Genomic DNA, 18,158 nt, shown 5'->3' with positions numbered 1-18,158 from the left:
TAAGTTTACGCTTTTGTCGTGCAGGTGCCGTGACTTCCGGCATGGCATGCGGTGTCTGCCATGGATTGGCACCGTTGTCATGCAGCCCTGCAGCGTGCTTCGCAAGCCCTGCTTCCGGTAATCTTGCGCCTTTCGCTTTGCAGGATTGCCTTACAGGATGAGCCACGACGCAGTTGCCCCCATCGCCGGCCAGGGAAAGATGCCGCGCCAGATCCCGTACATCATCGGCAATGAGGCCTGCGAGCGGTTCAGTTTCTACGGGATGCGCAACATCCTGGTGCAGTTCCTGATCACCTCGCTGCTGCTGCAGGAAATCACTGCGGAAGGCCGTGCCGGTGAAGCCAAGGACATCATGCACAGCTTCATGATCGGCGTGTATTTCTTCCCGCTGCTCGGAGGCTGGCTGGCCGACAGGTTCTTCGGCAAGTACCACACCATTCTCTGGTTCAGCCTGGTCTACTGCGCCGGCCACTTGTGCCTGGCGTTGTTCGAGAACAGCCGCGAGGGCTTCTTCCTCGGCCTGGGCCTGATCGCGCTCGGTGCCGGCGGCATCAAGCCACTGGTGGCCTCGTTCATGGGTGATCAGTTCGACCAGAGCAACAAGCACCTGGCCAAGATCGTCTTCGACGCCTTCTACTGGATCATCAACTTCGGCTCGCTGTTCGCCTCGCTGCTGATCCCGCTGGTGCTGAAGAACTGGGGCCCGCAGTGGGCGTTCGGTATCCCGGGCATCCTGATGTTCATCGCCACCTTCGTGTTCTGGCTGGGCCGCAAGCGCTACGTGCTGGTGCCGCTGCCGCCGAAGGATCCGCATTCGTTCGCCAACGTGGTGCGTACCGCACTGACCACGCGCGTGACCGGCCAGGGCCGTCCGGGCCTGGTGATCGCCGTGCTCGGCCTGGTGCTGGCAGCAGCCTCGTTCAGCCTGGTCGGCTCGCTGGGCATCGTCATCTGCCTGTGCCTGGCGCTGGTGTCGATCCTGGCGGGCATCGGCGGCGGCACCTGGCTGCAGCTGGAGCGTGCCCGTGGCCAGCATCCGGCCGAAGCCGTGGAAGGCGTGCGCTCGGTGCTGCGCGTGCTGGTGATCTTCGCGCTGACCACGCCGTTCTTCTCGCTGTTCGACCAGAAGGCCTCGACCTGGGTCCTGCAGGGCCAGCAGATGCAGATGCCGAGCTGGTTCACCGCCTCGCAGATGCAGGCGCTGAACCCGCTGCTGGTGATGATCCTGATCCCGTTCAACAACCTGGTGCTGTACCCGGCCCTGCGCCGCTTCGGCTTCGAGCCGACCGCGCTGCGCCGCATGACCGCCGGTATCGCCTTCAGCGGCCTGGCCTGGATCGTGGTCGGCGGCATCCAGGTGGTGATGGACGGGGGCAACGCCATGTCGATCTTCTGGCAGATGCTGCCGTACGCGCTGCTGACCTTCGGTGAGGTGCTGGTCTCGGCCACCGGCCTGGAGTTCGCCTACAGCCAGGCGCCGCAGGCCATGAAGGGTGTGGTCATGAGCTTCTGGAACCTGACCACCACCATCGGCAACCTGTGGGTGCTGCTGTCCAATGCAGCCGTGCGCAATGACGTGGTGACCCACAAGATCGCCAGTACCGGCCTGAGCGAGGCGGCATTCCTGATGTTCTTCTTCGCCGGTTTCGCCTTCGTCGCGGCGTTGGCCTTCGGTTGGTACGCAAAACGCTATCGTATGGTCGACAACTACCGTAGCGCCTGAGCCTGACATGACCCCCGTCAATCTGCTGTTGATCGCCATCACCGCCATCCTGTCGTGGATGGCGTTCAACAACCGCAAGCTGGCCGACCGCCTGATCCTGTGGCCGCCGGCCATCGACCGTCACCGCCAGTACGACCGGCTGGTGACCTATGGCTTCATCCATGCCGACTGGTCGCACCTGATCTTCAACATGATCACCCTGTTCTTCTTCGGGGGATTCATCGAGAGCGTGATGGTGCAGCTGACCGGCAGCTACCTGACCTACCCGGCGTTCTACATCGGTGCGCTGCTGGTCTCGATCCTGCCCAGCTACCTGAAGAACCAGAAGAACCCGAACTACCTCAGCCTGGGTGCGTCCGGGGCGGTGTCGGCGGTGCTGTTCGCCTTCATCCTGATCAAGCCGTGGTCGATCATCCTGGTGTTCTTCATCCCGGCGCCGGCCATCGTCTACGCCGCGTTCTACGTCGGCTACAGCATCTGGATGGACAAGCGCGGCGGTGACCGCATCAACCACAGCGCCCACCTGGCGGGCGCGGCGTTCGGCGTGATCTTCATGCTGGCCATGCAGCCGAGCATCTTCACCCACTTCCTGCGCGAGCTTTCCAACCCGACCTTCCGCCTCGGCGGCGGTTGATGGCGGGAGCGGGGCGGATCGGCAGCGATCCGCCCCGGCAGGCTCAGATCGCGGTCTGCTGGCCGTAGGTGTCCAGCAGGCGGGCGAACACTTCCTCGCCGATGCGCTGGAAATCCTGGTCTTCGGTCTGCCCTTCCACCGCCAGTTGCAGCAGGCCCTCCAGCAGGGCGCGGTCGGTATCGGAATGGGGATCGCTGGGGTGCATCGGTGCCTCCGCGGTGGTGCGCATGATCAACGGTCGCAAGGGCCGTGCCAGCCTGGCCGTACCCCTCCACAGGCGATAGCGGCCGCCGGCCCTCCAGCTTGAGGGTCGAAAACTGACGTGAACGGACTGGACTTGCCCCTGTTCAGGCTTCACGCGATCATGGCGCCCGGCTGCGCACCATCCACGCAGTCGCCGCAGGAGACAGTTCCATGGCTTCGGTCACGCCCCCCGGTCTGGCCTACGAGGTCGAACACGACCTGGCCAACCATCGCTTCACCGCCCGTGTGCGCGGACAGCTGGCGGTGCTGGATTACCAGATCAAACGCAGGCGCATGGTCATCACGCATACCGAGGTGCCCGAGCCGATCGCCGGCCGGGGCATTGCCGGTGAGCTGACCCGTGTGGCGCTGCGTTTTGCCCGTGAGCAGAAGTACAAGGTGGTGCCGGCGTGTTCCTACGCCGAGGCCTTCCTGCAGCGGCATGAGGAGTACCACGACCTGCTCGTTGGCTGAATGCCAGCGGGCCACGCTTCAGCCATGGCAGGCGATGATGTACAAACATGAACAGGGGATCCCGATGAAGATTGGAAACAACCGGCCATTGCACGGCAGCGTGCTGGCCGGCGTGGTGGGCGTGCTGTTGCTGGCCGGTTGCCAGCGTGAGAGCGAAAAGGCACCGGTGGCCGACGGGGCACCTGCCGCCGAGACCACCGCCGCAGGCGAAACGCCGGCCACGGAAGCGCCGCTGGACCTGCGCGACGTGATCGAGAACAACGAACGCGAAGTGGTGGGCATCAGCTACCCGGCCGGCATCGACCGCTACCCGGGCCTGGCACGCGCGCTGCAGGACTATGCCACCAGCGCTCGCAGCGACCTGCAGCAGGCACTGGACGGGCTGGGCAATGACAAGCCGACCATGCCCTACGAGCTGTCGCTGAGCTTCGAGAAGCTGCTGGAAACGCCACAGCTGGTGGTGGTCAGTGCCGATGGCAGCCGCTATACCGGTGGCGCCCACGGCGAGCCGCTGGTGGCGCGTTTCGTGTGGCTGCCGGCGCAGCAGCAGATGCTCAGCGCCGACAAGCTGGTGGCCGATGCCAAGGGCTGGAAGGCGATCAGTGATTTCGTTGCCGACCAGCTGCGCGAACGCGTGGCCACGCGGCTCAGCGGCGAGGACATGGACCCGGCCCAGCTGCAGGAATCGCTGCGCAACGCATCGCGCATGATCGCCGACGGTACCGGCCCGCAGGCCGACAATTTCAGCCAGTTCCAGCCGCTGACCGACGACAAGGGGCAGATCACGGCACTGCGCTTTGTTTTCCCGCCCTACCAGGTGGGTCCATACTCGGACGGCACCCAGACCGCCGATGTACCGGCGGCGGTGCTGTTGCCGCACGTGGCCAAGGACTACGTGGAGCTGTTCGCACGCGGTTGACCGCAGTCGAGGAGGTGGCGTGGATACAGGGTTGCAGGAGCGGGTCGCCGGCCTGCTGCAGGAAGCCGGGGTCCGCATCGGCGGTACCCAGCCACAGGATATCCAGGTGCATGACCCGCGCTTCTTCGCGCGGGTCATGGGCCAAGGCTCGCTCGGCCTCGGCGAGAGCTACATGGAGGGTTGGTGGGATGCCAACGTCCTGGATGAATTCCTCGTCCACCTGATGCAGGCGCACCTGGACGAACGGGTGCACGGTTGGCGCGAAGTGGCCGATGCGCTGAAGGCGCGCCTGTTCAACCTGCAGGTGGGGCAGGGCAGCTACGAAGTCGGCCGCCGCCACTACGACCTCGGCAACGATCTCTACCAGGCCATGCTCGGCCAGCGCCTGGTCTACAGCTGTGGCTACTGGCGCAATGCCGACGATCTCGACACCGCGCAGGAAGCCAAGCTCGACCTGGTGTGCCGCAAGCTGGGGCTGCGCCCGGGTCAGCGTGTGCTGGACATCGGCTGTGGCTGGGGCGAAGCCCTGAAGTTCGCTGCCGAGCGCTACGGCGTCAGCGGCGTCGGCGTGACCATTTCGCAGGAACAGGCCGAGTTTGCCCGCGAGCTGTGCGCGGGGTTGCCGATTGAAATCCGCCTGCAGGACTACCGGGAACTGGACGAACCGTTCGATGCGATTTTCTCGATCGGCATGTTCGAGCACGTCGGCGACAAGAACTACGCCAGCTTCTTCGAAGTGGCCAAACGCTGCCTGTCGCCGCGTGGCCTGCTGCTGCTGCACAGCATCGGCACCAACATCTCCCGGCATCGCACCGATCCGTGGATCGCGCGCTACATCTTCCCCAACTCGATGCTGCCGTCGGCAGTGCAGATCACCCGGGCGTTCGAAGGCCGTTTCGTGCTGGAGGACTGGCACAACTTCGGCACCGATTACGACCTGACCCTGCAAGCCTGGCGGCGCAACGTGGAAGCGGCATGGCCACGGCTGGATGCGCGTTATGACGAGCATTTCCGCCGCATGTGGCGGTTCTACCTGGCCGGATCGATGGCCACCTTCCGCTGCCGGCATGCGCAGTTGTGGCAGCTGGTGCTGTCGCCGGAAGGCGTGCCGGGCGGGTACGTGGCGCCACGCTGATCTGCAAGAGCATCCACGCCATGCGTGGATGACCCAACAAAAAAACCGCCCGGTTTCCCGGGCGGTTTTCGTTTCAGGCTGCCGCAGCGGCGATCAGTTGCCGGCGCCGGTCAGGCCACGCTTTTCCAGCAGCGGTTCGATCTGCGGCTCGTGGCCGGCGAAATCGCGGAACAGCTGCATGGCATCCACGCTGCCCCCCTTGGACAGCAGCGTGGCGCGGAAGTGGTCGCCGTTCTTGCGGCTCAGGCCGCCGTTGTCCTTGAACCACTTCTGGGTGTTGGCGTCGAGCACTTCGGACCAGATGTAGGCGTAGTAGCCGGCCGAGTAGCCACCCATGATGTGGCTGAAGTACGGGGTCTTGTAGCGCGGCGGAACCGGCGCGTAGTAGATGCCGTCCTTCTCCAGCGCGGCGCGCTCGAAGGCCATCACGTCCTTGGCGGCCGGCACCTGGTCGGCGCCGATCTGGTGCCAGCGCTGATCAAGCATGGCTGCACCCAGGTACTCGGTGGTGGCGAAGCCCTGGTTGAACTTGGCCGCCGCCAGCACCTTGTCCAGCAGCGCCTGCGGCATCGCCGAACCGTTCTGGTAGTGCTTGGCGTAGTTCTTCAGGATGACCGGGTTGTCGGCCCACATCTCGTTGACCTGCGAGGGGAACTCGACGAAGTCACGCGGCACCGAGGTGCCCGAGAAGTACGGGTACTTCACGTTGGAGAACATGCCGTGCAGGGCATGGCCGAACTCGTGGAAGGTGGTGTTCAACTCATCCCAGGTCAGCAGGGTCGGCTGGCCGGCCGGCGGCTTCGGGATGTTCAGGTGGTTGGCGACCACCGGCTTGAAGCCGGTCAGCTTGGACTGCGAAACGTAGGAATTCATCCACGCACCACCGCGCTTTGAGGCGCGTGCATACGGGTCGAAGATGAAGATCGCCAGCTGGCTGCCGTCGGCGTCGAACACGTCGTAGACGGTGACGTCATCGTGGTAGACCGGCAGGTCGGTGCGCTGCTTGAAGGTCAGGCCGAATTCCAGGTTGGCGGCATGGAACACGCCGTTCTCCAGCACGTTCTTCATTTCGAAGTACGGCTTCAGCTGCGACTCGTCGAAGTTGTACTTGGCCTGGCGCACCTTCTCGCTGTAGAAGGCCCAGTCCCACGGTTCCAGCTTGAACGTCGGCTTGCCCGCGGCCTTCTGTTCCTGGTCGATCATCGCCTGCAGGTCGGCGGCTTCGCGCTTGGCGTTGGCCACGGCGGCCGGGGCCAGCTTGCCCAGCATCGCATTGACCGCTTCCGGGGTCTTGGCGGTCTGGTTGGTCAGGTTGTAGGCGGCGAAGTTCGGGAAGCCCATCAGCTTGGCCTTGTCGGCACGCAGCTGCATGATGCGCGAGACCAGCGCGGTGTTGTCGAACTCACCGCCACGGCTGCCACGGCTGACCGACGCTTCGTAGATCTTCTGGCGCAGGGCGCGGTTGGCCAGGTTGGTCAGCGGCGGCTGGCCGGTGGTGTTGAGCAGGGTGATCACGTACTTGCCGTCCTGGCCGCGGGCCTTGGCGGCTTCGGCAGCGGCGGCGATCTGCTCCTTGGACAGGCCGTCCAGCTCCTTGACGTCGTCGACGGTGATTGCCGAAGCGTTCACTTCCGACTGCACGTTCTGGCTGAACTTGGTGCCCAGGTTGGCCAGCTCGGCGTTCATTTCCTTCAGCTTGGCCTTGTCGGCGTCGGACAGCTTGGCGCCGGCGCGCACGTAGTTGTCGTAGTACTTCTCGACCAGGCGCACGCCTTCGGCGTCCAGGCCCAGCTGGCTGCGGGTGTCGTACAGTGCCTGGATGCGCGCGAACAGCTTGCCGTTCAGCGCGATCGCATCGCTGTGCGCGGCGAACTTCGCCGAGTAGTCGGCCTGCAGCTTCTTGCGGGTGTCGTTGGTATCGGCGCCCACCAGGCTGAAGAACACGGTGGTCGCGCGGTCGAGGATGTCACCGCTCTTTTCCAGCGCGATGATGGTGTTGTCGAAGGTCGGCTTGGCCTTGTTGTTGGCGATGGCCTCCACTTCCTTCAGCTGCTGCGCCATGCCGGCGTCGAAGGCCGGGGCGAAGTCGCTGTCCTTGATCTTGTCGAACTGCGGGAAGTGCAGCGGCAGCGGGCTTTCGGCGAAGAACGGATTGGCCTGCTGGGCATGGGTGCTGGCAGCCGGGGTGGCGGCGCCGGCGGAGAAGGCGGGCAGGGCAAGGCCGAGGGACATGGCCACGGCAAGGGCAAGGCGAGTGGTCAAGGTAGGAACTCCGGTAAGGCAGACAAGGGCCCGAGGTTAACCCGGCCGGCCGCGCCCGCACTTGTGTCAAAAGGCATGCTGGTGGGGCCGGGCGCGGGTACCATGCATTCACCGCCCACGGCCCGCCATCATGACCAGCGCCTACGATTTCAGCTTCCGTGACCTCGACGGCCAGCCGCAGGTGCTGGATCAGTACCGGGGCCGTCCCTTGTTGCTGGTGAACGTGGCCAGCCGCTGTGGTTTCACCCCGCAGTACACCGGGCTGGAGCAGCTGTGGCAGGACTACCGCGAGCGTGGCCTGGTGGTGATCGGCTTCCCCTGCAACCAGTTCGGCGCACAGGAGCCGGGGGACGCGGCGCAGATCCGCCAGTTCTGTTCGCTGGATTACCCGGTCAGCTTCCCGTTGTCGGAGAAGATCGAGGTCAACGGCGAGGGCGCGGATCCCTTGTGGGCCTGGCTGTCACGCGAGAAGCGCGGCCTGCTGGGCAGCACCCGCATCAAGTGGAATTTCAGCAAGTTCCTGGTCGATCGCCAGGGGCGGGTGGTGTCGCGGCATGCGCCCACCACCAAGCCGGAGCAGCTGCGCGACGAGATCGAAGCGCTGTTGTAACACGCCCTTGTTCGCGCTGGAGGCGATGTACGGCGTCAGTGCCCCAGCGGCGCCGCCCCTGCCTCGCGGTTGCGCACCTCTTCGGGCAGTGCATCGATCACCTGTTGCATGATCTGCGGCAGGCTGGCCTCGCTGTAGCCGCGGTGGGCATGGGCGATGGTGCCGTCGCGGCCGACGATGAACATGTGGGGTACTGCGACGATGCCGAATTGCTCGGCCAGCGCGCCGCCGGGATCATGCAGGTACTCCAGCTTCGGCCAGTCGCGCTGACGGATCAGACGGCTGACTTCCAGTCGGGGTTCGCCCCAGTTGACCGCGTAGACCTTCAACGCGTCCTCGCCGACCACCTGTTGCAGATGGGCCAGGATCGGAAGTTCCTTGCGGCAGGGGCCGCACCAGGAGGCCCAGAAGGTCACGATCACGACCTTGCCGCGCTGCTCGGCCAGATTGACCGGATTGCCCTTGCGGTCGTTGCCCAGTGCCTGCGGCGGCACGTCGCCACGGGCGGGCGGCGCAGCCCACGCCGGAGCCGCCGCCAGCAGAAGACCGGCAATCGCCCACGCCCGCATCCGGTGCGGGATCCATGTGTCCATCATCCGTGTATTCCCCAGGAGGGCCATCGGCCCGTGTGTGGCGGACCATGCCGGCAATGCGCAGGGCATGCAACAGGTCGGGTGCAGAGGCGGGGGCGGTGCCCCGCGCTTTACTTCTCGACGAACGCGCGCTCGAACACGTAGTGGCCCGGCTGGCCGATGCGCGGCGAGACCTGGAAGCCACGCGCGTCGAGCACGGTGCGCAGGTCGGCCAGCATCTGCGGGCTGCCGCAGATCATCGCGCGGTCGTTTTCCGGGCTCAGCTCCGGCAGGCCGAGGGTGCGCTGCATCTCGCCGCTCTCCATCAGCTGGGTCAGGCGGCCCTGGTTGGCGAACGGTTCACGGGTGACGGCCGGGTAGTACAGCAGCTTGTCGCCGATCATCTCGCCCAGGAACTCATGCTCACGCAGTTCCTTCTCGAAGTAATCGCGGTAGGCCAGGTCCTTTTCGTAGCGCACGCCGTGGCACAGGATCACCTTCTCGAAGCGCTCGTAGGTTTCCGGGTCCTTGATGACCGACAGCCACGGTGCCATGCCGGTGCCGGTGCCCAGCAGATACAGGTTCTTGCCCGGGTGCAGGTCGCTGATCAGCAGGGTGCCGGTGGGTTTCTTGCCAACCAGCACCTTGTCGCCCGGCTTGATGTGCTGCAGGCGCGAGGTCAGCGGTCCGTCCTGCACCTTGATGCTGAAGAACTCCAGATGCTCTTCCCAGTTGGCGCTGGCGATGGAATAGGCGCGCAGCAACGGCCGCGCCTCGGTTTCCAGGCCGATCATCACAAACTGGCCGTTCTCGAAGCGGAAGCCGCTGTCGCGGGTGGTGGTGAAGCTGAAGTAGGCGTCGGTCCAGTGACGGACCTCAAGCACCGTTTCGGCGCCGAAAGCGGAGGACATGGGCGTATCTATCGAAAGTCGTCGGGGGTGATTCTATCTCAAATGAGACGGGTTCTCATTAGGCGGAACGAGAGGCGTTCTCAGCGGTAACCCGCCGCCTGCAGCTCGAACAGCTCGGCGTACCGTCCTCCCTGGGCCATCAGCTGCTCATGGGTGCCGCTGGCCTCGATGCGGCCATCGGCCAGCACCAGGATGCGATCGGCCATGCGTACCGAGGAAAAACGGTGGGAAATCAATACTGCGGTGCGATTATCCGCCAGTTCCCTGAACCGCTGGAACACTTCAAACTCACTTCGGGCATCCAGCGCTGCGGTTGGCTCATCCAGGATCATCACCTGCGCATTGCGCATCCACGCGCGGGCAATGGCGATCTTCTGCCATTGGCCACCGGACAGGTCCACGCCCTGCTTGAAGCGGCGGCCGATCAGCTGGTCGTAGCCGCCGGGCAGGTCGTCGATCACGTCCTCGGCCATGCCGCGCCGCGCGGCGTCGGCGATGCGTGCCTGGTCGTCCATCGCCTCGACCTGGCCGACGCCGATATTCTCGCCGGCGCTGAGGTTGTAGCGCACGAAGTCCTGGAAGATCACCCCGAGGTTCGCGCGCAGGTCGTCCAGGTCGTAGTCGCGCAGGTCACGGCCATCGAGCAGGATGCGGCCCTCGTCCGGTTCGTACAGCCGCGCCAGCAGCTTCACCAGCGTGGTCTTGCCCGCTCCGTTCTCGCCGACCAGGGCCAGCACTTCGCCGGCGTGCAGCTGGAAATCCAGATGGCGCACCGCCCACTGTTCGGCATCGGGATAGCGGAAGCCGACGTTCTCGAACACGAAGCCCTGGCGGATCGGCTGCGGCACGCGCACGGCGCCTTCCCGCGAGTGGATTTCCGGCTCGATCTGGAAGAACGAGAACAGGTCATCCAGGTACAGCGCCTGGCTGGCCACCTGCGAAAAGCCGATCAGCAGGCCTTCCAGCAGCTGGCGCAGGCGCAGGAAGCTGCCGGCAAGGAAGGTCAGGTCGCCGATCGAGAAGTCGCCGCGCACCGTGCGCCAGGCGATGTAGGCATAGGCGGTGTAGTAGCCCAGCGTGCCCAGCGCGGCCAGCAGCGTGCCCCAGAACGCACGCCGCCGGGCCAGCGCCCGGTTGGCCTGGAACAGCGCCACTGACAGCCGCCGGTAACGCTCTACCAGGAAGCGGTGCAGGTTGTAGATCTTCACTTCCTTGGCCGTTTCCACGCTGGCGCCGAGCTGGCGCAGGTAGTCGAGCTGGCGGCGCTCGGGCGTCCACTGGAAATTGAGGCTGTAGCCGGCCGCGTTGAAGTGCGATTCGCCGATGAAGGCCGGCACCAGCGCCAGCGCCAGCAGCAGGATCAGCCACGGCGCGTACACCAGCAGGCCGACGGCGAGGCTGGCCACGGTGATCGCGTCCTGCACCTGGCCGAACAGTTGGCTCATCAGGTTCATCCGGCCCATGGTCTGGCGCCGCGCGCGGTCCAGCTTGTCCTGCAGGTCCGGATCCTCGAAGTCCTCCAGATCCAGCGTTGCCGCGTGTTCCATCAGCCGGATGCTGGTGACGTTGGCGAACAGTTCGGAAAGCAGGGCGTCGGCATAGCTGACCAACCGGCCGAGCAGGTCCGAGGCGATGGCCAGTCCGAATTCCAGCGCCAGCAGGCCCAGCAGTGGGTTGAGCAGGCCGCTGGACAGCGCTTCGCCCAGCGGCGGGAAGCCGGCATCGTGCTGGCTCAGGTGCAGGGCGCTGTCGATGATCAGCTTGCCGACGTAGAGCATTGCCACCGGCAGCAGGGCACGGATCAGGCGCAGGCCAAGGCTGGCCAGGGTAAGCGCGGGGCTGGTCTTCCAGACCATGCGCAGGAACGGCGGCAGGTTGCGCATCGCCCTGAAGCGCTGGCGCAGGCTGGGTTTCTTCGCGGCGTCGGCGCCAGCGGTGGGGGGAGCAGGCATGCCCGTATTGTGCGCGCCTGATACGTGCAGAGGGGGTCAGTGCAGCCGTGTGGCCGGCACCGGGATCAGATCCCTTTGCAAAGCGAAGGGATCCAGCCCCCCGTATCCACGCATGGCGTGGATCTACCGTGTCGACCAAGGTCGACACCTGCCATCAGCAGTAGAAGTCTGTCGAGGGCGGGGTGGGTCAGGTCGCAGGGGCGTGAGCCGCATGGGCACGAGGCATGCCTCGGGCGGGTTGGGCAGGACGCCCAACCCCGGTCTTGCCGTGTGCGCAGGACAGCGCACACGAGCAAGCGGCGACCGAGCTTACATGGACGTACTTGCAGCGTCCCCTGCGACCTGACCCGCCCCGCCAACCCACAGTAGCGCCGGCTTTTGATGTTGCTCTGGTTGTTGCCTCTGCGGGTGCCGGGCGGCAGCCCGGCCAACAAAACCCTCTTACGGCAGCGGTGGCAGCAGGCCCGCGCCCAATCGGTTCCAGGCGTTGATCACCGCAATGCCCATGCTCAGATCACTGATGCCCTTCTCATCGAAGTGTGGCGCCAGCGCGTCGAACGCTTCCTGCGACGGCGCACCGTCGGTCAAGCGGGTCAGCGCCTCGGCCCAGCCCAGCGCTGCGCGTTCGCGTGCATCGAAGAAGCGGCTTTCGTGCCACGCGGGCAGGGTGTCCAGCTTGCGCGGCTCGATGCCGCCCTTGCGCAGCGCGGTGCCGTGCATGTCCATGCAGTAGCCGCAGCCGTTGAGCTGCGACACGCGCAGGAACACCAGTTCCATCAGGGTCGGGTCGATCGAACTGTCATGCACCGCCTGGCTGGTGGCCAACAGGCCCTTGAAGGCCTCGGCGGCCAGGCGGGTGTAGGGGACGCGGGGAGAGGCGTGGTCGGACATTTTCGGCTCCATGGCGGCCACGTTGGCCGCCTTTCATTACCAGGACGCCGCACCGCCATCGCGCGTGACAACCGACGGCAGTTTTTCCGGATTCAGCACGCTGTACACGTTGGCGATGCGGCCATCGGCCACTTCGATGGTGGTGACCGAGTGCAGCCGATCGCCATGGAAGCGCAGGATCGCCGGCTCGCCGTTGACGTAGCCCAGCTGCGCCGGATGCACCGCGCCACGACGTGCGATGGCCCAGAACAGGCGGCCGATGCGCTCGGCGCCCAGCAGCGGGCGTACCGCTGCGGTGACCACGCCGCCGCCGTCGGAGACCAGCTGCGCGTTGGTGTGCAGCAGGGCCCGGATTGCTTCGCTGTCGCCACGCTGCGAGGCATCCATGAAGCGCGCCAGCAGCTGCCGGTGCTGGCTGGCATCGGCATTGAAGCGTGGGCGCCCGGATTGCAGGCGCTGCCGGGCCCGATGCACCAGCTGCCGGCAGTTGGCTTCGCTGTGGCCGATCAGGTCGGCGATTTCGCGGTAGTCGTGGTCGAACGCCTCCTTCAGCAGGAAGGCGGCGCGTTCCTCGGGGCCGAGCTGTTCGAGCAGGGTCAGGAAGGCGACCGAGACATCGTCGGCCAGCGCATGCAGCTGCGCCGGGCCGGGCGCCGGGTCGGGCTCCAGGGTGACCGCCAGTGGCTCGGCCAGCCAGGGGCCGACGTAGTGCATGCGCTCGCGCTTGGCCGCGCGCAGCCGGTCCAGGCCAAGCCGGGTGGTGGTGGTGACCAGCCAGGCTTCGGGGTCGCGGACGGCCGCCGGGTCGGCGCCGGACCAGCGCAGCCAGGCATCCTGGACGACGTCTTCGGCGTCGGCGCGGCTGCCGAGCAGGCGGTAGGCCAGGGCCATCAGGCGCGGGCGGTGGGTCTGGAAAGCGGTTTCAGCGTTCATGTGGGCAAGGACGCCGCAGTGGCGCATGGCGTGACAGAGGGCTTGCGCGGATAGTGCCGGCCGGCGGCCGGCACTACCACCCCGCGGCCGGGGGAGGGGGTAAAATGGGCGGATTACCCCCGCCAGCCTCGAGCAAGCGAGCAAGACGTGACATCGATCAAGCAGGAAGACCTCATCCAGTCCATCGCCGACGCGCTGCAGTACATCTCGTACTACCACCCGGTCGACTACATCAAGAACCTTGCCGCCGCCTACGAGCGCGAGGAGTCACCGGCCGCGAAGGAGGCGATGGCGCAGATCCTGATCAATTCGCGCATGTGCGCCGAAGGCCACCGTCCGATCTGCCAGGACACCGGCATCGTCACCGTGTTCCTGGAAATCGGCATGGACGTGCGTTGGGATGACGCCACCATGGGCGTGGAAGACATGGCCAATGAAGGCGTGCGCCGCGCCTACATGCACCCGGACAACAAGCTGCGCGCCTCGGTGCTGGCTGATCCTGCCGGCAAGCGCATCAACACCAGGGACAACACCCCGGGCGTGGTCAACGTCAAGGTGGTGCCGGGCAACACGGTCGACGTGATCGTCGCCGCCAAGGGCGGTGGCTCGGAAGCCAAGACCAAGTTCGCCATGCTCAATCCGTCCGACTCGATCGTCGACTGGGTGCTGAAGACCGTGCCGACCATGGGCGCCGGCTGGTGTCCGCCGGGCATGCTCGGCATCGGCATCGGTGGCACCGCCGAAAAGGCGATGCTGCTGGCCAAGGAAGCGCTGATGGAGCCGATCGACATCACCGAGCTGCAGGCCCGTGGTGCGTCCAACCGCATCGAAGAGCTGCGCCTGGAGCTGTACGAGAAGGTCAATGCACTGGGTATCGGTGCGCAGGGCCTGGGTGGCCTGACCACCGTGCTCGACATCAAGATCAACGATTACCCGACCCACGCGGCCAACCTGCCGGTGGCGATGATCCCGAACTGCGCGGCCACCCGCCACGCGCACTTCACCCTGGACGGCAGCGGCCCGGTGATGCTGGACCCGCCGTCGCTGGAAGACTGGCCGAAGCTGACCTATGACGCGTCCAAGGGCACCCGGGTGGACCTGGACACGATCACGCCGGAGGACGTGGCCAGCTGGAAGCCGGGCCAGACCCTGCTGCTCAACGGCAAGCTGCTGACCGGCCGTGACGCCGCGCACAAGCGCATGGTCGACATGCTCAACAAGGGCGAGGAACTGCCGGTCGACCTGAAGGGGCGTTTCATCTACTACGTGGGCCCGGTTGATCCGGTGCGCGACGAAGTGGTGGGCCCGGCCGGCCCGACCACGGCGACCCGTATGGACAAGTTCACCGAGCAGGTGCTGGCGCAGACCGGCCTGCTGGGTATGGTCGGCAAGGCCGAGCGCGGCCCGGCCGCAATCGAGGCGATCAAGAAGCACAAGTCGGCCTACCTGATGGCGGTCGGCGGTTCGGCCTACCTCGTGTCCAAGGCGATCAAGGCGGCCAAGGTGGTCGGTTTCGCTGATCTGGGCATGGAAGCGATCTACGAGTTCACCGTGCAGGACATGCCGGTGACCGTGGCAGTGGATTCCACTGGCGAATCGGTACACAAGACCGGCCCGCGCGAATGGCAGGCCCGCATCGGCAAGATTCCGGTGGTGGTGGAGTAAGTCTTCCGCTTCCGTTTCAGGCAACGGCGCCCGCGTGGCGCCGTTGTTGTGTGCAGCCTGCCCGCGCGCGGCCTGCTCTGCTAGCGTACTGGCCGGCGTACTGGAAGGGAGTCCATCGTGCTGCGGTGGTCGCGTGTTTTCGTGTTGCTGGTCGCTACGCTGGCGTGCAGCGCCTGCGGGCCACGTTATTTCGTCGAGCCACCCACCCACGAAGCGGGGAAGATCTGCGCGTCGGTCTGCGAGAGCCAGAAGGCGACGTGCGACTTCCACAACCGCGCCCGTGCCGAATCGGATCAGCGGAGCTGCGAAAGCGAGAAGAGCCGGATCATCAGCCGTTGCAGTGGTATCGCCGACGACAAGCAGCGGCACAACTGCGAAGGGGGCAACGGTGCCGGCAACTACTGCGGTCCCCCGGCGCTTCCTTCATGCAGTGCCCCGTACGCCCAGTGCCTGCTCTCCTGCGGCGGTACCGTGAATGACGTCCGCACCGACACCGGTACTCCCGTGTACTGATCGCGGCACGCGTAGGTGCATGCACGAGTAACCGTAGTCTGCTAGGGTCGGCACTCCCCTGCACTGGATGTGCCCATGCGCCTGCATCGATCCGTCGCGGCTGTGTTCTTGCTGGTCCTGGCCGGCTGCAGCACAACGTCATCCTATGAAGGTGCGGATTTCTCCGCCTCCTCGCAGTGCCGCATGCAGTGCCAGGCCGACTATCGCAGCTGCATGGCGCGGGGCAGCACCGGCAACAGTGCCTTCAGCTGCGAGCAGCAGGCGGTGCCTGCGCCGGACAAGCGCTGCAAGGACGTTGCCAACCCCGAACTGCGCCGTGCCTGCGAACTGAAGGCGCATGACTGCACGATGCGCGCGCCGATGATGTCCTGTGGCGAACGCCGGGATTCCTGCATGAGCAGCTGCGGCTGAGCAACGATCGCGCGCGCGGGCGCATAATCGGCGGATCCACCTGCACAGGATCTTCCGCATGAGCACCACGCTGTATGGTTCGACCAGTACTGCCGCCCTCGTGGTGCATTGGCTGTTGATCGAGCTGGGCATCGAGCACGAGTTGGTGCTGCTGGATTTCGACGCGCGCGAGCACAAGTCGGCGGAGTACCTGGCGCTGAATCCGGCCGGTGTGGTGCCGACGCTGCTGATCGATGGCTTGGTACTGACCGAAGCGGCGGCCATTGCGTTGTATCTGGCTGATCGCCATCCGGGCGCCAACCTGCTGCCCCCGGTGGGCACGCCACAGCGTGCCGAGGCCTACCGATGGATGTTCTGGTGTGCCAATACGCTGCAGCCCGCCTATCGCGCCTGGTTCTACCCGCATGAAATGGCGGGGGAGGCGAATATCGAGGCGAGCCGCGAGATGGCCCGTCAGCGCCTTGAAGCGGCCTGGCAGCATGTCGCCACGCACCTGCAGGTGCATGGTCCCTACCTGCTGGGCGCCACGCCCTGCGTGGTCGACTACATGCTGGTGATGCTGATGCGCTGGTCGCGCGGCATGCCGAAGCCCAGCGACACCTGGCCGGTGCTGAAGGCGCATGCCACGTCGATGAAGGCGCGCCCGGCGTTCGCCGAGGTGTATCGCCGCGAGGGCATCACCGACTGGCGATAACCAAAAAAGGGGACGGAGGGAATTAAGTCGTTTGTGCACAAACGACTTAATTCCCTCCGTCCCCTTTTTCGGGCTAGAGGATCTCCAGCACCGTTTCCGGCGGGCGGCACGTCCGTGTGCCCTTGGGCGTGCGCACCACGGGGCGGTTGATCAGGCGCGGGTGTTCGGCCATCGAGGCCAGCAGCGTGGCCTCGTCCGCATCTTCCAGGCCCAGTTCGGCGAACTGCGATTCCTTGCTGCGCACCAGATCACGCGCGCTCAATCCGGATTCGGCCAGCACCTGGCGCAGTGTGGCCACATCGGGGGGATTGCCGAGGTACTCGATCACCTCCGGCTCGAAGCCCGCATCGCGGATCAGCTTCAGGGCGCCGCGCGAATTGCTGCAGGCCGGGTTATGCCAGATCGTCACGTCCATCAGAACCACTCCAGCAGCGACACGCCCACACCCACGTAGGTGGCTTTGTGGTTGTAGTCGATCAGGCTTTCGCCGTAGCCGTCGAAGATCTGCACATGGCCGCGCAGCAGGTTGCTGATCGGGAAGCCGTAATCCAGCTGCAGGGCGCCGTGCGAGCGGCTGCCGGTGCGCAGCGAATGACGCGCCATCAGCGAGACTTCATGGCCGTTGCGGTTCCAGGTCAGGGTCGCGTCACCGCGGCCCATGTAGTCCTCGATGTCCGGATTGTTGTCGTCGCTGCGGGTCTCGGGAATGCGGTACCACGGACGCAGCACCAGTGCCCAGTTCTCACGGTCCAGGCCGATGTTGAGCATCACCCGGTTCCAGCTGCGCGACAGCGGATCAGCGCGGCCGTTGGACTGATGGTTCAGTGCGATGCCGGTCATGCGCCCGCGCCAGCCACCGATCGAGTAGCCGTTGCGGAATACCATCATCACTTCCGGCTCGTAATTGGTTTCGCGGAACGGGCGCGAATCCTCGCCGTTGTAGGCCTGCCAGCGCGAGCTCTGGGTGTAGCCGGCCCAGATATCGCCGTTGTCGCCGAACAGGTTCTCGGCGATCTTGGTCTTGAAGCTGATCTGGAACTTCAGTTCTGCACTGTCGAGCACCTGCGGGGTGGTGACCGTGTTGGCCGGGTTCGGCGAATGCGGCGTGGTGTTGCGGTCGCTGGTCCAGAACGCCGGCAGCAGGTATACCGGCTTGTAGGCACGCAGCTGGAACGGGCCCAGCTTGGAGTCCTCGGCCAGCTCCCAGCGGCTGTCCAGCAGCGAACCGCGTCCGGCGTTGGCCAGCGCGCTGTCCGGTGCTGCCGGACGGAACAGGTCGCTGACCCGTTCGCGCAGTTTCTCTTCGCCCTGGCTCACGCGTGCGGTCTGGCGCTCTTCGCGACGGGCCTGCGCGGCCGCCTCGGCAGCGGCGTCGGCAGCGGCCGTGGCCTGCGGGGTGTGCGCGAACAGGCGGTCATAGCAGGCCAGGCGCGCGGCGTCGGTGGTGATGGCGGCACACGCCGCCGGCGAGGTGTCGGTGCTGGGCACGAATTCCTGCGCGGCCAGCGGCGCACTGGCCAGGGCCAGCGCCAGCGGCGCGAGGCGGGGAAGCAGCGGGGGGAGGGTCATTCCAGCAGGCCCTTCGGTGAATACGGGAATTGCACAGTGTGGCGGCT

The 18,158-nt window shown here is 65.8% G+C and carries 19 protein-coding genes; 10 read left to right on the top strand and 9 right to left on the bottom strand.

Annotation, left to right across the window (positions count from 1 at the left end; genetic code table 11):
* Nucleotides 1–157 precede the first annotated feature (157 nt).
* Both M1L61_RS14920 and M1L61_RS14915 read left to right on the top strand, forming a co-directional pair.
* A complete protein-coding gene (locus M1L61_RS14920) occupies nt 158–1,723 on the top strand; it encodes an oligopeptide:H+ symporter (protein WP_049409328.1) in 1,566 nt (521 codons plus the stop codon).
* A gap of 7 nt (nt 1,724–1,730) precedes the next feature.
* Complete coding sequence (locus M1L61_RS14915) at nt 1,731–2,357, top strand: rhomboid family intramembrane serine protease (RefSeq protein WP_010486760.1); 627 nt, start codon at nt 1,731–1,733, stop codon at nt 2,355–2,357.
* Between the two features lie 43 nt (nt 2,358–2,400).
* Here M1L61_RS14915 and M1L61_RS14910 read toward each other — a convergent pair whose 3' ends face one another.
* Nucleotides 2,401–2,586, bottom strand: coding sequence for a hypothetical protein (locus tag M1L61_RS14910; RefSeq protein ID WP_049453088.1), 186 nt, complete (start codon nt 2,584–2,586; stop codon nt 2,401–2,403).
* Nucleotides 2,587–2,771: 185 nt separating this feature from the next.
* Here M1L61_RS14910 and M1L61_RS14905 point away from each other — a divergent pair, with 185 nt between their 5' ends.
* Genes M1L61_RS14905 through cfa form a run of 3 tightly spaced genes read left to right on the top strand, consistent with a single transcriptional unit; the run spans nt 2,772 to nt 5,128 of the window.
* Nucleotides 2,772–3,074: a GNAT family N-acetyltransferase gene (locus M1L61_RS14905; protein ID WP_006455911.1), complete on the top strand. Its 303-nt coding sequence runs from the start codon at nt 2,772–2,774 to the stop codon at nt 3,072–3,074.
* 37 nt (nt 3,075–3,111) lie between these two features.
* Nucleotides 3,112–3,993: a DUF3298 and DUF4163 domain-containing protein gene (locus M1L61_RS14900; RefSeq protein WP_010486767.1), complete on the top strand. Its 882-nt coding sequence runs from the start codon at nt 3,112–3,114 to the stop codon at nt 3,991–3,993.
* A 19-nt stretch (nt 3,994–4,012) separates the two neighbouring features.
* On the top strand, nt 4,013–5,128 hold the full coding sequence (gene cfa, locus M1L61_RS14895) for a cyclopropane fatty acyl phospholipid synthase (RefSeq protein WP_053443294.1): 1,116 nt from the start codon (nt 4,013–4,015) through the stop codon (nt 5,126–5,128).
* A 93-nt stretch (nt 5,129–5,221) separates the two neighbouring features.
* Here cfa and M1L61_RS14890 read toward each other — a convergent pair whose 3' ends face one another.
* Nucleotides 5,222–7,390: a M3 family metallopeptidase gene (locus M1L61_RS14890; protein WP_248853722.1), complete on the bottom strand. Its 2,169-nt coding sequence runs from the start codon at nt 7,388–7,390 to the stop codon at nt 5,222–5,224.
* Between the two features lie 130 nt (nt 7,391–7,520).
* Here M1L61_RS14890 and M1L61_RS14885 point away from each other — a divergent pair, with 130 nt between their 5' ends.
* Nucleotides 7,521–8,000: a glutathione peroxidase gene (locus M1L61_RS14885; protein ID WP_171954537.1), complete on the top strand. Its 480-nt coding sequence runs from the start codon at nt 7,521–7,523 to the stop codon at nt 7,998–8,000.
* A 35-nt stretch (nt 8,001–8,035) separates the two neighbouring features.
* Here M1L61_RS14885 and M1L61_RS14880 read toward each other — a convergent pair whose 3' ends face one another.
* The 5 genes from M1L61_RS14880 to M1L61_RS14860 all read right to left on the bottom strand — a co-directional run bounded on the left by M1L61_RS14880 (nt 8,036) and on the right by M1L61_RS14860 (nt 13,259).
* Nucleotides 8,036–8,593, bottom strand: a complete 558-nt coding sequence (locus M1L61_RS14880) for a TlpA disulfide reductase family protein (protein WP_248853721.1) — start codon at nt 8,591–8,593, stop codon at nt 8,036–8,038.
* A 110-nt stretch (nt 8,594–8,703) separates the two neighbouring features.
* Nucleotides 8,704–9,483, bottom strand: coding sequence for a ferredoxin--NADP reductase (locus tag M1L61_RS14875; RefSeq protein WP_010486777.1), 780 nt, complete (start codon nt 9,481–9,483; stop codon nt 8,704–8,706).
* A gap of 80 nt (nt 9,484–9,563) precedes the next feature.
* Nucleotides 9,564–11,435: an ABC transporter ATP-binding protein gene (locus tag M1L61_RS14870; protein ID WP_248853720.1), complete on the bottom strand. Its 1,872-nt coding sequence runs from the start codon at nt 11,433–11,435 to the stop codon at nt 9,564–9,566.
* A gap of 441 nt (nt 11,436–11,876) precedes the next feature.
* Nucleotides 11,877–12,326: a carboxymuconolactone decarboxylase family protein gene (locus M1L61_RS14865; RefSeq protein ID WP_019336724.1), complete on the bottom strand. Its 450-nt coding sequence runs from the start codon at nt 12,324–12,326 to the stop codon at nt 11,877–11,879.
* Nucleotides 12,327–12,362: 36 nt separating this feature from the next.
* Complete coding sequence (locus M1L61_RS14860) at nt 12,363–13,259, bottom strand: RNA polymerase sigma-70 factor (protein WP_197601702.1); 897 nt, start codon at nt 13,257–13,259, stop codon at nt 12,363–12,365.
* Nucleotides 13,260–13,406: 147 nt separating this feature from the next.
* Here M1L61_RS14860 and M1L61_RS14855 point away from each other — a divergent pair, with 147 nt between their 5' ends.
* The 4 genes from M1L61_RS14855 to M1L61_RS14840 all read left to right on the top strand — a co-directional run bounded on the left by M1L61_RS14855 (nt 13,407) and on the right by M1L61_RS14840 (nt 16,542).
* Entirely contained in the window at nt 13,407–14,924 is a 1,518-nt protein-coding gene (locus M1L61_RS14855; protein ID WP_010486788.1) for a fumarate hydratase, read from the top strand.
* 117 nt (nt 14,925–15,041) lie between these two features.
* Entirely contained in the window at nt 15,042–15,437 is a 396-nt protein-coding gene (locus M1L61_RS14850; protein ID WP_053443290.1) for a hypothetical protein, read from the top strand.
* Nucleotides 15,438–15,512: 75 nt separating this feature from the next.
* Nucleotides 15,513–15,848 carry a hypothetical protein gene (locus M1L61_RS14845; protein WP_043401568.1) on the top strand — a complete coding sequence of 112 codons (336 nt, stop codon included), beginning with the start codon at nt 15,513–15,515 and terminating at the stop codon, nt 15,846–15,848.
* 58 nt (nt 15,849–15,906) lie between these two features.
* Complete coding sequence (locus M1L61_RS14840; protein WP_049409309.1) at nt 15,907–16,542, top strand: glutathione S-transferase family protein; 636 nt, start codon at nt 15,907–15,909, stop codon at nt 16,540–16,542.
* 73 nt (nt 16,543–16,615) lie between these two features.
* On the opposite strand, the gene arsC is transcribed toward M1L61_RS14840, so the two are convergent.
* Complete coding sequence (gene arsC, locus M1L61_RS14835) at nt 16,616–16,957, bottom strand: arsenate reductase (glutaredoxin) (RefSeq protein ID WP_248853719.1); 342 nt, start codon at nt 16,955–16,957, stop codon at nt 16,616–16,618.
* On the bottom strand, nt 16,957–18,111 hold the full coding sequence (locus tag M1L61_RS14830) for a phospholipase A (RefSeq protein ID WP_019337376.1): 1,155 nt from the start codon (nt 18,109–18,111) through the stop codon (nt 16,957–16,959). Before M1L61_RS14830 ends, arsC begins: the two co-directional genes overlap by 1 nt.
* Nucleotides 18,112–18,158: the final 47 nt, after the last annotated feature.

This window comes from Stenotrophomonas sp. NY11291 (assembly GCF_023277365.1).
Taxonomy (GTDB): Bacteria; Pseudomonadota; Gammaproteobacteria; order Xanthomonadales; family Xanthomonadaceae; genus Stenotrophomonas; species Stenotrophomonas geniculata.
Note: the sequence above shows the minus strand (reverse complement) of the source record. Positions and strands in the feature narration are given on the sequence as shown.

Excerpts from the sequence above, each read along its gene's own strand:
- M1L61_RS14865 (WP_019336724.1), bottom strand. The coding sequence starts at position 12,326 with ATGTCCGACCACGCCTCTCCCCGCGTCCCCTACACCCGCCTGGCCGCC.
- M1L61_RS14920 (WP_049409328.1), top strand. The coding sequence starts at position 158 with ATGAGCCACGACGCAGTTGCCCCCATCGCCGGCCAGGGAAAGATGCCG.
- M1L61_RS14860 (WP_197601702.1), bottom strand. The coding sequence starts at position 13,259 with ATGAACGCTGAAACCGCTTTCCAGACCCACCGCCCGCGCCTGATGGCC.
- M1L61_RS14910 (WP_049453088.1), bottom strand. The coding sequence starts at position 2,586 with ATGCGCACCACCGCGGAGGCACCGATGCACCCCAGCGATCCCCATTCC.
- M1L61_RS14840 (WP_049409309.1), top strand. The coding sequence starts at position 15,907 with ATGAGCACCACGCTGTATGGTTCGACCAGTACTGCCGCCCTCGTGGTG.
- M1L61_RS14900 (WP_010486767.1), top strand. The coding sequence starts at position 3,112 with ATGTACAAACATGAACAGGGGATCCCGATGAAGATTGGAAACAACCGG.
- M1L61_RS14845 (WP_043401568.1), top strand. The coding sequence starts at position 15,513 with ATGCGCCTGCATCGATCCGTCGCGGCTGTGTTCTTGCTGGTCCTGGCC.
- M1L61_RS14870 (WP_248853720.1), bottom strand. The coding sequence starts at position 11,435 with ATGCCTGCTCCCCCCACCGCTGGCGCCGACGCCGCGAAGAAACCCAGC.
- M1L61_RS14880 (WP_248853721.1), bottom strand. The coding sequence starts at position 8,593 with ATGGACACATGGATCCCGCACCGGATGCGGGCGTGGGCGATTGCCGGT.
- M1L61_RS14875 (WP_010486777.1), bottom strand. The coding sequence starts at position 9,483 with ATGTCCTCCGCTTTCGGCGCCGAAACGGTGCTTGAGGTCCGTCACTGG.
- M1L61_RS14905 (WP_006455911.1), top strand. The coding sequence starts at position 2,772 with ATGGCTTCGGTCACGCCCCCCGGTCTGGCCTACGAGGTCGAACACGAC.
- M1L61_RS14830 (WP_019337376.1), bottom strand. The coding sequence starts at position 18,111 with ATGACCCTCCCCCCGCTGCTTCCCCGCCTCGCGCCGCTGGCGCTGGCC.
- M1L61_RS14915 (WP_010486760.1), top strand. The coding sequence starts at position 1,731 with ATGACCCCCGTCAATCTGCTGTTGATCGCCATCACCGCCATCCTGTCG.
- M1L61_RS14885 (WP_171954537.1), top strand. The coding sequence starts at position 7,521 with ATGACCAGCGCCTACGATTTCAGCTTCCGTGACCTCGACGGCCAGCCG.
- arsC (WP_248853719.1), bottom strand. The coding sequence starts at position 16,957 with ATGGACGTGACGATCTGGCATAACCCGGCCTGCAGCAATTCGCGCGGC.